The 15,108-nt window shown below is 61.6% G+C and carries 11 protein-coding genes; all 11 read left to right on the top strand.

Annotated features, from left to right (window positions below; genetic code table 11):
• Positions 1–211 precede the first annotated feature (211 nt).
• Positions 212–1,099: a TetR/AcrR family transcriptional regulator gene (locus tag MHJ63_RS08415; protein ID WP_239447121.1), complete on the top strand. Its 888-nt coding sequence runs from the start codon at positions 212–214 to the stop codon at positions 1,097–1,099.
• Positions 1,089–3,836 (top strand): MMPL family transporter, encoded by a 2,748-nt coding sequence (locus MHJ63_RS08410; RefSeq protein ID WP_239447119.1) that lies wholly within the window; start codon positions 1,089–1,091, stop codon positions 3,834–3,836. Before MHJ63_RS08415 ends, MHJ63_RS08410 begins: the two co-directional genes overlap by 11 nt.
• A 120-nt stretch (positions 3,837–3,956) precedes the next feature.
• Positions 3,957–4,577 carry a GNAT family N-acetyltransferase gene (locus MHJ63_RS08405; protein ID WP_239447117.1) on the top strand — a complete coding sequence of 207 codons (621 nt, stop codon included), beginning with the start codon at positions 3,957–3,959 and terminating at the stop codon, positions 4,575–4,577.
• A 73-nt stretch (positions 4,578–4,650) separates the two neighbouring features.
• Entirely contained in the window at positions 4,651–5,826 is a 1,176-nt protein-coding gene (locus MHJ63_RS08400; protein ID WP_239447116.1) for a lipid II:glycine glycyltransferase FemX, read from the top strand.
• Between the two features lie 55 nt (positions 5,827–5,881).
• Positions 5,882–7,186 (top strand): carboxylate--amine ligase, encoded by a 1,305-nt coding sequence (locus tag MHJ63_RS08395; RefSeq protein WP_239447114.1) that lies wholly within the window; start codon positions 5,882–5,884, stop codon positions 7,184–7,186.
• A gap of 185 nt (positions 7,187–7,371) precedes the next feature.
• Complete coding sequence (locus MHJ63_RS08390) at positions 7,372–7,698, top strand: metal-sensitive transcriptional regulator (protein WP_035756152.1); 327 nt, start codon at positions 7,372–7,374, stop codon at positions 7,696–7,698.
• Between the two features lie 34 nt (positions 7,699–7,732).
• On the top strand, positions 7,733–7,957 hold the full coding sequence (locus MHJ63_RS08385; RefSeq protein WP_035756150.1) for a copper ion binding protein: 225 nt from the start codon (positions 7,733–7,735) through the stop codon (positions 7,955–7,957).
• Complete coding sequence (locus tag MHJ63_RS08380) at positions 7,954–10,473, top strand: heavy metal translocating P-type ATPase (protein ID WP_239447112.1); 2,520 nt, start codon at positions 7,954–7,956, stop codon at positions 10,471–10,473. Before MHJ63_RS08385 ends, MHJ63_RS08380 begins: the two co-directional genes overlap by 4 nt.
• Positions 10,470–11,165, top strand: coding sequence for a FadR/GntR family transcriptional regulator (locus tag MHJ63_RS08375; RefSeq protein WP_239447110.1), 696 nt, complete (start codon positions 10,470–10,472; stop codon positions 11,163–11,165). The genes MHJ63_RS08380 and MHJ63_RS08375 overlap by 4 nt, the downstream gene beginning before the upstream one ends.
• A gap of 158 nt (positions 11,166–11,323) precedes the next feature.
• A complete protein-coding gene (locus MHJ63_RS08370) occupies positions 11,324–12,751 on the top strand; it encodes an MFS transporter (protein ID WP_239447099.1) in 1,428 nt (475 codons plus the stop codon).
• A 141-nt stretch (positions 12,752–12,892) separates the two neighbouring features.
• Positions 12,893–14,158 carry an alpha-hydroxy acid oxidase gene (locus MHJ63_RS08365; RefSeq protein ID WP_239447097.1) on the top strand — a complete coding sequence of 422 codons (1,266 nt, stop codon included), beginning with the start codon at positions 12,893–12,895 and terminating at the stop codon, positions 14,156–14,158.
• Positions 14,159–15,108 lie beyond the last annotated feature (950 nt).

Raw genomic sequence — 15,108 nt, 5'->3', positions numbered from 1 at the left:
GGCTGCCTCCGGAACACGCGTCATTCTATGGTGCTGAAAGTTTTGCGCGCGAGTTATTGACGGATCAAGTTTGAATGTTGAGACGGTTCGCAATGTTGCGGCCGTCACGCGAGTGTGTCGTTTTTATTCACAGTTGCACCCCAGCGTTTCCTCAGACTTTTTGCCCACAAGGCATATTTGCACAGAGTGCACGTATTGATAAAATGAGCCCATGGCCACAACTGAGTCACCCAATACCGCGGGTTGCGTTGTAGCGCCTGCGAACCTAGCGCAAGCCGTTGAGGCGCTGGGCCGGCGTGAACTCAACCGGATGGCAACAACCGAGGGGATCGTGAACGCGTGCCTCGACCTCGGGGAAGAACTCGGGTGGGACGCGGTCACCGTCGATGCGGTCGCTGATCGGGCCGGGGTTTCCCGCCGGACGTTCTTCAATTACTTCAGCTCACTTGCCGAGGCCGTTCACTATCCGTTGACCGTGATCATCCAAGACGCCCTCATCCGCCTCAACGTCCCGCAGGGAAACGGCGGCGCATCAGAAGAAACCTCAGGCACTGGTGGGCCACTCGATTACACGCAGGCGCTCACCGATTCGATACGGCTTGAACTATTAGCCCCCGCGACGCGCACGCTCTTGCTCGCTCGCGCTTCTTCCGCGTTACGCACCGAATCTTTACGCACATGGGAGAACAGCATCACCCAGCTCATCGAGCCGTTTCAGGGACTTTCACCGAATGCGCGGCTCGTGATCGAGGTTCAGGTCAGGGCCGCGGTCACCGCAGTCCAGGTGGCCTTTGAACACTGGGCCGCAGCACTGACCGGCCGCCCCACCAAGGCAGACGTTGAGGCTTTGCGGCTCAATGCAGTCCGGGCGGTATCGCTCATCTCACCGCTAGGGATGCTGCCCGCATCGGATGCTGGATGCACCGCCAACGCAAGCGAAGGCCAGGACGGCGGCGAGGACAGTAGCCGCAAGCAGGGCAACCACGGCAACGGTCAGTATCTACAACACAGCGCGTGGGCGAGCTGGCTCACCAGCGACGAACGCGAAGAGATCTACAGTTCCAACTTCTTCGAGGACTCACGGAAATATGGCACATAAGCTCTATCAACTCGCCAAGCTGGCGGCACGGCGGCCCTGGGCATTCATCGTGTCCTGGGCGGTGATCATCGGCCTTCTGGTTGGCTCTGCAGCCCTGTTCATGGGCAAGCTCACCAACGATTTCGCGATCCCGGGAACCGAAACCCAGGACACCCTGGATGAAGTCGAAAAGATCTTCCCCGAGTTCAGCGGCGGCACCGGCTCCGTGGTTTTCACGACCGCTAACGGGAATGAGTTCACGGACGAGCAGAAGCAGGAAATCTCCTCGATGCTTGCCGGCCTTGAAGAGGACAAGACTGCGCTTGTAGCGGCTGACCCGTTCAAGAACCAAGCCGAGATCGCCAACGCCGGCAACAAGATCGAAGAAGGCAAGAAAGAGCTCGCGGCGAATGAGAAGAAGCTCGCCGACGGTCAGAAGCAACTCGACGGCGCAAAGAAGAAAATCAGCGACGGCCAGAAGCAACTCGATGACGGCAAGAAACAGCTCGAAGCTGGGCTGAAGCAAGCCCAAGACGGCGCGAAGCAGCTTGAAGCCGCCGGCATGACCCAGACCCAGCAGTACATGCAGGCGAAGGGCACCATCCAAGCGCTTGAACAGCAGCAGGCCGGTTTGAAGGCCAAGCAGGCGGAGCTCGATGAGGGCCGGGCCGAGCTCGAAACCAAGCAGAAGGAAATCGACGAAGGCAAGAAGAAGCTCGAGGAAGGCCGCGCCGAGCTGGCTCAAGGCCAGCGGCAAGCGGAATCCACCGAAGGCATGAAGTTCGTCTCTGACAACGGGGCGAGCGCTGTGGCCCACATGCAGTTCGAAGGCCAAGCCGAAGCCATGGAAACCCAGAAGCGTGAGCATCTGCTCAGCGAGCTGCACAGTGTGGAAAGCCTCGGGATCGAGGTCTATCCCTCCACCGAGATCTCCTCCGATCTCAACAGCGTCTTCGGCATTGGTGAGGCGATCGGCCTGGTTGTTGCCGGGTTGGTCCTGTTCATCATGATGGGAACTTTCGTGGGCGCCGGCCTGCCGCTGGTGCAGGCAGTTTTGGGTGTGGGCGCGGGTGTCGCGGGTACGCTCGCGTTCTCCTCGGTAGTGGACATGGCCTCGATCACCCCCGCGCTCGCTCTCATGCTGGGCCTGGCCGTGGGTATCGACTACACGCTGTTCATCGTGCACCGCCACCGCCGCCAGCTCATGCAAGGCGTTGACGTTAAAGAGTCCATCGGCTTGGCCGTCGGGACCTCCGGAAGCGCAGTGGTGTTCGCTGGTTTGACGGTCGTGATCGCGCTGGTTGCGCTGCTCGTTCCGGGCCTGCCGTTCCTCTCGGTGCTTGGTCTGTCTGCCGCCGCGACCGTCGCGTTGGCCGTGCTGATCGCGGTCACGCTGACCCCTGCGTTGCTTTCGCTGATCGGTCAGCGCCTGGTGTCCAAGCGTGCGCAAAAAGCGTTCGATGCGAAACAAGCGAAGCAGCGCGCCCGCCTCGCTGGTGCTGAGGCAGGCACTGGCGCTGAGGCTGATGATGGGGCAGGTGCTGACGCTGAGACTGACGGCGATGCGGATCGGGGCGGCCACAACGGCTGGACCCGCTTCACGACCGGCAAGCCGTGGCTCGCTGCCCTGGCCGGGGTGCTGTTGCTCGGGGTTATCGCGATCCCCTCGCTCAAGCTCACCACCGCGCTACCGGATGGCGCGTCAGAGCCGTACGGTTCGGATGCACAGGTCGCCTATGAGAAGACCGCAGAGGATTTCGGTGCCGGTTTCAACGGCCCCATCCTCGGATTTGTGACATTGCCGGAGGGTGCCTCGGAGGCTGAAGCGCAGAAGGCGCTCTACGAGACTGCCACGAAGGTCCGCGAGATCGAGGGCGTGATCGCGGCCTCCCCTGTTGAACAGACCGACGACAACCGATACGGCCTACTCCAGATCATCCCAACCACCGGCCCGGCAGATGACAAGACCGTGGATCTGGTTGAGACGATCCGCGCCGCTGAGCACCAGTTCGAAGACGAAACGGGTGCGAAGCTCGCGTTGACCGGGCAGGTGACCGCGATGATCGACGTGTCAGAGAAGATGGCGGAAGCTTTGCCGCCGTACCTGGTGATCGTGGTGAGCTTGTCGCTGGTCTTGCTGCTGCTCGTGTTCCGTTCGATCGTCGTTCCGCTGATTGCAACGCTGGGCTTCCTGCTGTCGCTCGCGGCCGCGTTCGGCGCCACGGTTGCGGTTTATCAGTTCGGCTGGCTCGGCGAACTGTTCGGCGTCCATACGCCTGGCCCGATCATGTCCTTCCTACCGATCCTGTTGACCGGTATCTTGTTCGGCCTGGCGATGGACTATCAGATGTTCCTGGTGACCGCGATGCGCGAAGCGTTCGTGCACGGCGCCTCGCCGCGTGCCGCGGTCCGTAAGGGCATGACCGCCGCCGCACCGGTCGTGGTTGCTGCCGCACTCATCATGATCTCGGTGTTCGCAGGCTTCATCTTCTCCGAGCTCTCGATGATCAGGCCGATCGGTTTCGCACTCGCGTTCGGTGTGCTCTTCGACGCGTTCGTGGTCCGGTTGACCATCACACCGGCGATCATGACGCTACTGGGCAAGCATGCGTGGTTCATCCCGGGCTGGCTCGATAAGGCCCTGCCGAACGTGGACGTTGAAGGTGAATCCCTCAGCGAAGAGATCGCGGCAGCCGAACGCACCGCAACGGAGTCTAAGGACACCGATACCGCCGATAAGAATGCCGCCCGCGCATAAGCGCGCCGCTGTGCGCGGTAGCCGCTAACGTAGGGGTGGGGTTTCACACGAAACCCCACCCCGCATCGTTCGCAGACCCCGCATCGATGTATAGAACCTGATTGCCCTTCTGGAGGTTCCGTGTCCACTCACCTTCGTGCCCTCAACCTTCCAGACGGGCTGCTCGCGTTCGTAGGGAACCTGCGTTCGATGGATGCGCCCACATGGGCCGGTATTTCCACGTTGCGGCAGAACGTTTTCATCGTCGAGCAGGGATGCAACTACGCGGACCAGGACCTCAACGACCTCGAGGACACCACGGAACACTTGTGGGTTGAGGACGGCGCCGGGGTTGTGTTCGCGACCCTGCGGATCATGAACGAGCAACCCAAAGGCACCGGCCTCGGCCTGCCGCTGCTAGGGAATGCACAGACCAAGGATGCGCAGAGCAAGGATGCGCAGAGCATCAACATCTTCAACCCCGGCGGCAACGCCGGCGCCAACGGGACGGGTTCCGCGCCGCAAACCAACCAGCAGACCAAGCGCATCGGCCGGGTCGCGGTGCACAGCAAACGCCGCGGGCAAGGCATCGGGCATACACTCATGAAGACCGCGGTAGCCCGGTGCGGTAAGCGCCGCATCGTGCTCAATGCGCAATCCCACCTGGCTGACTGGTACACGCAGTTCGGTTTCGAGGTGGATGGCGAGGAATTCCTCGAAGTCGGGATCCCCCACGTGCCTATGGTGCGCGAAGCCCTGTAGCTATTGGGTGCGTGGGGTGCTGTAGCTAACACCGGCGCCGGCGCTCGGGCGGGCGGCGGATATACTCGGGCACATGGCTGAACCGACTTCCCCACTGAATAATCCCTTGATTAAAGCGCGTGAAATCAGTGCCGATGAGCACCGCGAGTTCCTCTCCCAGCACCCTGACGCGAGCTTTATGCAGACCCCTGCTTGGGGTGCGGTGAAGTCGGATTGGGATTCGGTTTCGCTCGGCATTTACGCGGGCGAAAAGCTCGTTGGTGCTGCCCTGGTTTTGTTGCGGTGGGCGCCGGTTGTGAAGCGGTGCCTAGCGTATGTGCCAATGGGGCCGGTGATTGACTGGTCTGAATACCCAGCGGACGCGGTGGTCGATGCGTTGGTTGAGGATGTGAAGCGCCGTGGCGCGTTCGCGTTGCGTTTCGGCCCGAACGTCAAAGCTAAGCGGTGGGGTGCCGCTGGTGTCCGTAAGGTCCTGGGTGCCGGGACCATGCAGAGCCTCGATGAGCTTGAACCGACCGAAACCTATGAGGTGGGTACGCAACTGATCGAGGCTTTGACCTCCCGCGGCGCGCGCCCTCTGGGTGGGGGCATGGATTTTGAGGCCGGCCAGCCTGCATACCTCGCGCTTGTTCCGCTCGTGGATGAGGGCGGGAACCAGCTGGACTTAGATGGCGTGTTGGCTGCGTTTTCGGGCAATAATCGCCGCGATACACGCAAGGCGATGCGCGCAGGTTTCATAGTGCATGAGAACCCGGACAATGGTTTCGAGCGTTTCACCGCACTGATTGAGGAGACCGCTAAGCGGCAGGATTTCACGGCGCGCCCGGCATCGTATTACAAGACCCTCTATAACGAACTCAATGCGTCGGAGAAGGGTTCGTGCCGCATCTATATCGCGTCCGCCCCGGAGGATGAGAACCACGACCTTGCCGCCGCGATGTTGGTGATGCACGGCAACCAGTCTTGGTATCTGTACGGGGGTTCGGTTCTTGACCGAGCGTACGCGGGCGCCCCGCGCTTGCTTCAGGCCGTGATGATTGAGGCCGCGATCGAGCGCGGTTGCGTTGTGTTGGATCAGGGCGGGCTGACTGCGACCTTGCAGATGGGTGGCGACCACGCCGGCGGTTTGACGCGTTTCAAGACCGGCGTTGGCGCGGATGTTTTCCGGATGGTTGGCGAGTGGGAGATCGCGATCAGCAAACCTATGACGTGGGCGTTCAATAAGTACATGCAGCTGCGTTCCAAATAACGCTCAAGCATACGCGCCCGCGCCCCCCTGTCAGCGACCTTCAAGGAGACACCCTGTGACGACCGTGAGCCCTGAACAGCCTTTTGTTCCCGTTTTGTATGGCGGCGACATGGGTACGTACGCGATGGCCCGCGCGTTCCACGAGAACTATGGGGTCACGTCCGTGATCGTCACGGGAGATCCGAACGGTTCGGTCAACCACTCCGCAATCGTGGACCTGCGTCCGGCTGGAACCATGAAGGACGAGGCCCGCGTGATCCAGTTCCTGCTGGATCAGGGCCGCGAACTGGCAGGCCCCAACCGCAGGCCGCTGTTGCTGCTGGGGTCACTGGACCTGCACATCGGGCAGTTGGTGCGTAACCGTGAGGCGCTCGAGGAGTTCTATACCCTCCCCTACCCTGACGAGCAGACCATTACCCAGGCGGCGAATAAGTCGGAGTTCTATGCGGTGTGTGAGAAGTTGGGGATCCCGCATCCGCGCACCGTGGTGATTGATCCGCGCAAGGTGGCAAGCGAGGGTGCGGAGGCCGCCGTACCGGAAGAGTTGCCTGAGTTCCCGTTGATCGGTAAGCCGGCTGATTCCGCGGCGTGGGTTGATGCGAGCTTTGAAGGTAAGCAGAAGGTTTTCCGTTTCACAGACCGCGATGCTGTAGTCACGATGGTGGGTCGGATGGCCGAAGGCGGGTACACGCAGCCGTTCATCCTGCAGGAGATGATCCCTGGCGGGGATGAGAACATGCGGCTGTGCTCAATGTACGGGGCGAAGGATGGTTCCGGGACTCTGTATGTCGCGAACGCGAACGTTGTGGTTGAGGAGCACTCCCCGATTGTCGAGGGGAACTCGGCGGGCATTGTCACCACCGACAACCCGGATATTGTGCCTTCCGTCAAGGCCCTGGTTGAGCATTACGGTTGGACGGGCTGGGCCATGGTGGACGCCAAGTTGGATCCGCGCGATGGCGTGGTCAAGCTCTTCGAGATGAACCCGCGTTTGGGCCGGAACCACTACTACATGCAGGCCGCAGGCCTCGCGGCCTCACGCGTGTATGTTCAGGAGTGGCTGGATGCTAACGAGTTCGGGTTGTCTGATGGCACCCCGGTTGTGTCCGATGCGGACTCCCGCGTCGAGGGCGGCTCGCGCGTGCTGACGCGCGAGCACCTCTACACGGTGTTGCCGCTGTGGCTTCTGAAAAAGTACGCGAAAGGCACCTCCGGCGCACAAGCCAAGGAGCTCATCAAAGCCCGCAAGGTCACGAATCCCTTGTTCCATAAGGCCGAACGCCATCCCCGCCGGTGGCTCTATATCGCGATGGCGATGGTCAACTACGTCAAAAAGTTCCGCGACTTCCCGCCCGCGTAAACAGCGCGGCGGAGACCGTTTCGTTCCGCGTTGCTGCCGGTAGCGCGGGGCCAGCGCCCGCTGTAGCGGCCCGCAGCCGCAGCCCCGCCCGAATCTGCCGCCCCCGCACCGGCTGCCCCCGCATCTTGCGGAGCAGCAAGAGCACTCTTCATATACCCCTAGGGGGTATTGGTATAGTAGATGGCATGGCTGATTCAACGCATCACGATCCGCACGCCGGCCACGGCTATACGCAAGACAAGACGGCCCTGCTGAACCGGCTGCGGCGCATCGAAGGGCAAGTCCGCGGCATCTCCCGCATGGTCGAGGACAACACGTATTGCCTCGACGTCCTGACCCAGCTCGCGTCCGTGAACTCGGCCCTGCATAAGGTTTCGCTTGAGCTCATCAAGGACCACATCAACCATTGCGTGGTGGACGCCGCGCAAGAATCCATCACGACCGGCGACTCCACCATCGTGCAGAACAAAGTCGATGAAGTCACCGCCGCCGTCGGCCGTCTGCTGCGCTAACTGAACACTTCCCTCCAACCGAAGGAGAACCCCTATGGCTGTCACCCTGAACGTCACTGGCATGACCTGCCACCACTGCGTCTCATCCGTCAAGGAAGAACTCGGCGAACTCGACGGTGTGGCCAACATCAGCGTCGAACTCAACACCGGCGGCACATCCGTGGTGACATTCGACGCTGAGGCGACCGTGACCGATGAGCAGATCCGCGGCGCGATCGAAGAGGCAGGCTACGAAACCACGGAGTTGAGCCGCGCATGAGTGAAACGCAGCGTGTACTCACCCTCGATATCGAGGGGATGACGTGCGCGTCCTGCGTCAACCGGATCGAGCGGAAACTCGAGAAACTCCCCGGCGTCACCGCGGCCGTGAACCTCCCGCTTGAGACCGCGCGCGTCACCGCGCCGGCAGACGTCGAGGATGGCACGCTCATCGAAGTGATCCGGAAAGCAGGCTACGATGCGCGCATCCACTCCCCCAAGAAGACCCGGACAGAGGCTCAAACCAGCACGGCGCCGCAACCGGCGGCCGAGCAAGCACACGCCGACCCAGCGCTTTCTTCCGACACAGGCCAGAAGAACCCAGCGCCTTCCGAAGCAGGCCAGGCGGATCCAACGGGTGAGTTTGGGTCTTCGGCGGGCTACCGGGTTCCGTTGTTCAAGCGGTTCCTGATCGCCGCGATCCTGACCGCGCCGGTGTTGCTGATTTCGATGGTTCCGGGGCTTCAGTTCCGGCATTGGGGCTGGGTTGCCGGCTTGTTTTCGTTGCCGGTGGCGACGTGGGCTGCGTGGCCGTTCCATAAGGCTGCGGCGATCAACGCGCGCCACGGGACGTCCACGATGGACACGCTCGTCTCGATCGGCGTGATTGCCGCGACTGTGTATTCGTGGGTTCAGTTGTTGCGCGATCCGGCGCTCACGGCCGATGCGCGGCTCGGTGACCTGCACGCGATGCACGGGCACCACCTGTATTTCGAGTCCGCAGCGGTCATCGTCACGTTCTTGTTGCTGGGGCGTTGGCTTGAGTCGCGTGCTCGGCACGGCGCAGCGGATGCAACGCGCGCGTTGCTTGAGCTGGGAGCGAGCCACGCGACGGTCGTTGACGCCGATGGAGGCCACCGTGAGGTCCCGGCGGATGAGCTCACCGTGGGCACCGTTATTTTGGTGCGGCCTGGTGAGAAGATCGCGGCCGACGGGGTTGTGACCGAAGGTGACTCCGATGTGGATGCTTCGATGATCACGGGCGAATCCGTGCCCGTGCCGGTCTCCCCCGGTTCAGAGGTTACGGGCGCAACCATCAACACGTCCGGTCGCTTGCTCGTGCGGGTGAGCGCGGCCGGTGAGGATTCGACGTTGGCTGCGATGGGCAGGATGATCGCGCAGGCGCAGTCGGAGAAGACTCCGCTTGTGCGGCTCGTGGACCGGATTTCCGGTGTTTTCGTTCCGATCGTTTTAGCACTAGCGGTGCTCACGTTTGTGGGGTGGTGGCTGATTGCCGGCAACCCTTCGGGCGGTTTCATCGCGGCCGTGACGGTCCTGGTTGTCGCGTGCCCGTGCGCGCTCGGTTTGGCGACCCCGGTTGCACTCGTCGCCGGCATCGGTAACGGGGCGAGCCGCGGAATCCTCATCTCCGGGCCTGCCGTGCTTGAAGAAGCACGCAACCTCGATGCGGTGGTGCTCGATAAAACCGGCACCATCACCGAAGGCCGTATGACGCTCACCTCCACAACCCTGTTGCCTGGCGCTAGCGCTGCCACCTCCGCTACAGCCTCCCCTGCCGCAACAGTGGACATCAGCGCCAACACTGCGCTGGCTTATGCCGCCGCACTCGAGCAAAACTCGGAGCACCCTATCGCTCGCGCGATTGTCGACGCCGCCACCGGCGCGACGGACGAAGCCGGCGGTGCTAATGGCCGTCAGCTCACGGTCGAGGACTTCGCCTCGCACTCCGGAAGTGGCGTCACCGGGGTCGTGAGTGATCAGAACGGTATGCGCCAGGCGGTCGCGGTCGGGACGCTGGACCTGCTCACTGAGCAGGGCATGCACGTGAGCGATGACGCCCGCGCTGAGCTTGCGCGGCTTGAACGCGAGGGCATGACGGTGGTCGCGCTCGGCATCGGGGGCTCCGGAACCGGCGGCACCGATGCAGCTGACACCAGCACAAGCGGCCGCGCGGTCGCGTTGCTCAGCGTCGCGGATCAGGTCAAGCCGGATTCCGCGGAGGCTGTCGCCCGGCTCACTGGGATGGGTGTGACCCCGTGGATGGTCACGGGTGACAACCGTGAGGTCGCGGCCGCGGTCGCGCGTGAGGTCGGCATCCCGGAGGTACACGTCATGGCCGGGGTGCGGCCTGAAGGTAAGGTCGACGCGGTCCGGGATTTGCAGGCGGATGGCACGAAGATCGCGATGGTTGGCGACGGCGTCAACGATGCCCCTGCCTTGATGACCGCGGACCTTGGGCTTGCGATGGGCGCCGGAACGGATGTTGCCCGTGAGGCTGCCGGGGTCACCCTCATGGGGTCTTCGCTGGGGCAGGCCGCGGATGCGATCGAGCTGTCCCGGCAGACCTTGCGCATCATTCGGCAGAACATCTTTTGGGCGTTTTTCTATAACGTCGCCGCGCTCCCGGTGGCCATGTTGGGGCTTCTGAACCCGATGATCGCTGGGGTTGCGATGGCGGCCAGCTCCGTCATCGTGGTGTTCAATGCGTTGCGTCTGCGCCGCTTCGGTAAACACAGTCCTGGCCCGCATGCCGATGTGAGAGGATACCAACCGTGAAGGCTCATGAGTTGGTGATGCAGTGGGTGACCGACGAACTTTCGGCAGGCCGCCTCAGCATTGGCGATCACCTGCCGAGTGAACGGTCACTCGCTGAAACGCTCAAGGTGTCCCGCGGTACCATCCGTGAAGCGTTACGCGTCTTGGAGGCGCTGGGTTCTATCCGGAGTTCCACGGGGTCTGGGCCTCAGTCTGGGACGGTGATTACCGCGGCACCCGAGCAGGCGCTTTCGCTGGCGCTGAACCTCCAGTTGGCTACGAGCCAGGTTGAGCATCACCACGTGTTTGAGATGCGGCTCTTGCTTGAAGACTGGGCGGTACGCAACTCCGAACCCGAGCATGCCGACCCTGAACATTCCGATTGGATGAAAGCGGAAACGCTTCTGGACATGATGGATCAGCCGGGCCTGTCCGTCACTGACTTCCTGAACTTGGACGCGCAGTTCCACGTAGCGCTGTCCAAGGCCGCGAATAATCCGCTCGCCTCAACACTCATGGATGCGATGCGCACCGCGATCGAAGGGCACACGGTTGAACGCGCCAAGGCCCTGCCCGACTGGGAGGCGACATCGGCGCGGCTGCGGAGCGAGCATCGTGCCATCCTGGAGGCTGCGCGCCACGGCGAAGCGGACGCGGCCGCGGACCTGCTCAAGGAACACATCAGCGGCTACTACGCCGAAACCGCTGGCTGACGGCAGGTAGCGTAGCGCAGCCTCACCGGCGCCACTGCGGGCGCCTTAAGAAAAATTACCTCTTGCGCAAATGTGACCGAGGCCATAATGTCTGTGGTTAGACCACATGGTCTGACCACATCTATCCTTGACATTGGCACCTACCCCCAGGAGTAGCTTTGAAGCCTTCATCGCATCAGAACTCCGCCGCGGCGAACCCGGCACACTCTGCCACGAACCCACAAGCTGGCAACAACGCCGCATCAGGCTCCAAAGCCCGCAGGCCACACAACGGAACGCAAGAAAAGCAGCCCCTGAACTACCGGGTGCTATTCGGAAGCCTCAGCGGCTCCGTCATCGAATGGTTTGACTTCCTCATCTACGGAACGGTCGCGGCTCTTGTTTTCAACAAGATCTACTTCCCCAGCGATAACCCGTTCATGGCCACCTTCCTGGCCTACGTGTCATTCTCACTCACGTTCTTCTTCCGCCCGCTGGGTGGCGTGATCTTCTCCCACATCGGCGACCGCATCGGCCGCAAGAAGACCCTGTTCATCACCCTGTGCCTCATGGGCGGCGGAACGGTAGCGATCGGTTTGCTCCCGGATTATTCGATGATCGGGATGTGGGCTCCGCTTCTGCTGTGCCTGTTCCGTATTCTGCAGGGCCTCGGCATCGGCGGCGAATGGGGTGGGGCGCTACTGCTCGCCTACGAATACGCGCCACGTAACCGCCGCGGCCTCTACGGTGCGGTACCGCAGATGGGTATCTCGCTCGGTATGTTGCTCGCCTCCGCCGTAGTTGCGTTGCTGACCCTCATGCCAGAAGAGCAATTCATGCTGTGGGGCTGGCGCATCCCATTCGTGGCCTCGATCGTGCTGGTGTTGATAGGTTTGTGGATCCGCAACGGCCTCGATGACACCCCTGAGTTCCGCCGCATGCGTGAACAGGGCAAGCAACTCAAGCTGCCTATCAAGGAAGTTGTGACCAAACACTGGGGCGCGGTCCTGGTTTCGATCGCCGCGAAAGCCGCGGAAACTGGACCGTTCTACATCTTCGGAACCTACATCGTCGCCTACGCGACCGATGTCCTCGGCGCCCGCAATAACATGGTCCTGCTCGCAGTCGCGGCAGCCGCTTTCGTCGCAACCATCTGGATGCCAGTCTTCGGCGCGATTTCCGACCGCATGAACCGGGGCGTCCTCTACCGTACATGTGCGCTGAGTACCATCGTGCTCGTGTTCCCGTACTATTGGATCCTCAACACCGGCGAAACCTGGGCGCTGTTCGCATCCACGATCCTCGGTTTTGGTATCCTCTGGGGCTCCGTCAACGCAATCTTGGGCACCCTGATTGCTGAAAACTTCGCTCCACAGGTCCGCTACACCGGCGCATCGCTGGGCTACCAGCTGGGTGCCGCGATCTTCGGTGGTACCGCGCCGCTCATCGCTGTCTGGCTGTTCGAAATATCCGACGGCCAATGGTGGCCGATCGCCTGCTACGTCATCCTCTGCTGCTTGATCTCCGTGATCGCTAGCTTCTTCATCAGCCGCGTGGCCTACATTGAAGAAGAGAACCTCGCACACGAACAGGCCCCGGCGCAGTAATGACTGACGCAGCGGTGGCCTACGCAGCGAAGGCCTACACAGCGATGACTTGCGCAGTGCTGTCTTGCCGCTGCGCGCCGGCCGCCTGTTGGCGCACTTACAGACTTGCCCCTGGCAACTAATTTAGAGAAAGGAATAGAGATGATTCGCCGTCAATTCCCTCACCCCAACGAGATTTTTGATCTGCTGAAGTTCAAGAAGCCCGAGCTCAACCCTAAGAAGCGTCGCCTGAGCAACGCGCTGACCGTGAGCGACCTGCGGAAGATCGCTAAGCGCCGCACCCCGGCCGCCGCGTTCGACTACACCGACGGTGCCGCTGAGGAAGAGATCAGCATGCACCGCTCCGTACAGGCGTTCCGTGATGTTGAGTTCCACCCGGACATCCTCAAGCCAGCCGAGCACGTCAACACCTCGGTACAGATTCTGGGCGGTAGCTCCGCGCTTCCGTTCGGCATTGCGCCAACCGGCTTCACCCGTCTCATGCAGACCCAGGGTGAGCACGCTGGTGCGGCCGCCGCTGGTGCCGCTGGTATTCCGTTCACGCTTTCGACGCTGGGTACGGCTTCGATTGAGGATGTCAAGAAGGCGAACCCTCACGGCCGTAACTGGTTCCAGCTCTATGTGATGCGGGACCGTGAAATCTCGTACGGCTTGGTGGAGCGCGCCGCGAAGGCTGGGTTCGACACTCTCATGTTCACGGTGGACACCCCGATTGCTGGCCACCGTTTGCGTGACTCCCGCAACGGCTTCTCGATCCCACCGCAGATCAGCCTGGGTACTGTGCTGAACGCGATCCCTCGCCCATGGTGGTGGATCGACTTCCTGACCACCCCTAAGCTCGAGTTCGCTTCGCTGTCTTCGACCGGCGGCACCGTGGGTGAGTTGCTGAACTCGGCGATGGACCCAACCATTTCCTACGAGGACCTCAAGGTCATCCGTGAAATGTGGCCGGGCAAGATCGTGGTCAAGGGTGTTCAGACCGTCGAGGATTCCCACCGCCTGCTGGATCACGGCGTGGACGGCCTGGTGCTCTCGAACCACGGTGGCCGCCAGCTGGACCGCGCACCTGTTCCGTTCCAGTTGCTGCCGAAGGTTGTGCGTGAGGTCGGTAAGGACGCTACCGTCATGATCGACACCGGTATCCGTACTGGCGCGGACATCGTCGCTTCGATGGCTTTGGGCGCTAAGTTCACGCTGATCGGCCGCGCATACCTCTACGGCCTGATGGCTGGCGGCCGCGAAGGCGTTGACCGCACCATCGAGATTCTGCGCACCGAGATCGAACGCACCATGGCCCTGCTGGGTGTATCCACGGTCGAGGAGCTCGAGCCACGCCACGTGACCCAGCTTCAGCGCCTGGCGCCTATCCAGAACGATGCGGTAGAAGCCGCCGAACGCACGCTCTGATGCTCAGCGCTTAGCCGCGAGCACAGACGTAGCTTGATCTAGAAACTGCTCCCCATGAGTTGGACTGAGAACTCAGTCTCCAGCCATGGGGAGCAGTTCGTTTAAGGCCTAACACTCCGTAGATGCGGGAGCCTTGAGTGTGATGCAATCCAATGTGCCGCGTCCGGATTGAGCCACGTGGTCAAAAGCCTGATAGCTTCCTGCGCACGATCAAGACGAGCATCTTCCTGCTGTCTGTTCCGCCTGACAATCGGTTCGTGATGGGCACAACGGTTACGTAGTTTATAGACCACATCAACCTCACACTTGAAATCTGTCAAGGACGGCACGTAGATGCCAGCCCCGCCCTTATCCGTGGTCGAAGCCGGTGTGGCGACAAGAGTCTTATGAACCAGAGGCCAAATGGTCGACGCGTACCTATTCGTAAAAAGGTACGCCCAAAAATCCAAGTTGAGCTCAGCAATCACCCGCCCCGGTGGCGGCTCCGGTTGTCGGCCGCTCCCCGACCTTCCGTCCGCCTTCCTACCTGCGCGTTTACTCGCCTTCCTAACAGAGTTCTCGGCATGCCAATCAAAAGGAATAGCAGAGTGGACATACCACCGCTCGCCATATCTTGAGGAAACAGCAGTATCGACATGGTTGCGCAAGAGCACCTCGACGTGCTGTATGTCCTCCAGGAATGCCTTCGTCACGCGCGTGTTCCACAAGTAGAGGGCTTCAGGGTCCGGGTGAAAACTGTAGGTTTTCATCCGCACAGGGGAAAACCACGCTTCAAGATCGCCGCCCGGTGTCTTCCGTAGTGCCTCATGTCAAGTTGATCGCGTAGCCCTAATCGTGCCTCACAGAGATTGATCGCGTAGCCCTGCTTAGGCAGTATGGAGTTTCACCCCACCGGTTTGTCGTTTCCGTCGGTTCTGTTTCGCGTCTTCGACCTCAGCTGTGAGGACCTC

Origin of the sequence: Pseudoglutamicibacter albus (genome assembly GCF_022346425.1) — a bacterium.
GTDB lineage: Bacteria > Actinomycetota > Actinomycetes > Actinomycetales > Micrococcaceae > Pseudoglutamicibacter > Pseudoglutamicibacter albus.
This window is presented reverse-complemented; position numbering and strand designations above follow the sequence as displayed.

Coding starts and splice junctions, on each gene's coding strand:
- MHJ63_RS08415 (WP_239447121.1), top strand. CDS start 212: ATGGCCACAACTGAGTCACCCAATACCGCGGGTTGCGTTGTAGCGCCT.
- MHJ63_RS08410 (WP_239447119.1), top strand. CDS start 1,089: ATGGCACATAAGCTCTATCAACTCGCCAAGCTGGCGGCACGGCGGCCC.
- MHJ63_RS08400 (WP_239447116.1), top strand. CDS start 4,651: ATGGCTGAACCGACTTCCCCACTGAATAATCCCTTGATTAAAGCGCGT.
- MHJ63_RS08390 (WP_035756152.1), top strand. CDS start 7,372: ATGGCTGATTCAACGCATCACGATCCGCACGCCGGCCACGGCTATACG.
- MHJ63_RS08385 (WP_035756150.1), top strand. CDS start 7,733: ATGGCTGTCACCCTGAACGTCACTGGCATGACCTGCCACCACTGCGTC.
- MHJ63_RS08380 (WP_239447112.1), top strand. CDS start 7,954: ATGAGTGAAACGCAGCGTGTACTCACCCTCGATATCGAGGGGATGACG.
- MHJ63_RS08365 (WP_239447097.1), top strand. CDS start 12,893: ATGATTCGCCGTCAATTCCCTCACCCCAACGAGATTTTTGATCTGCTG.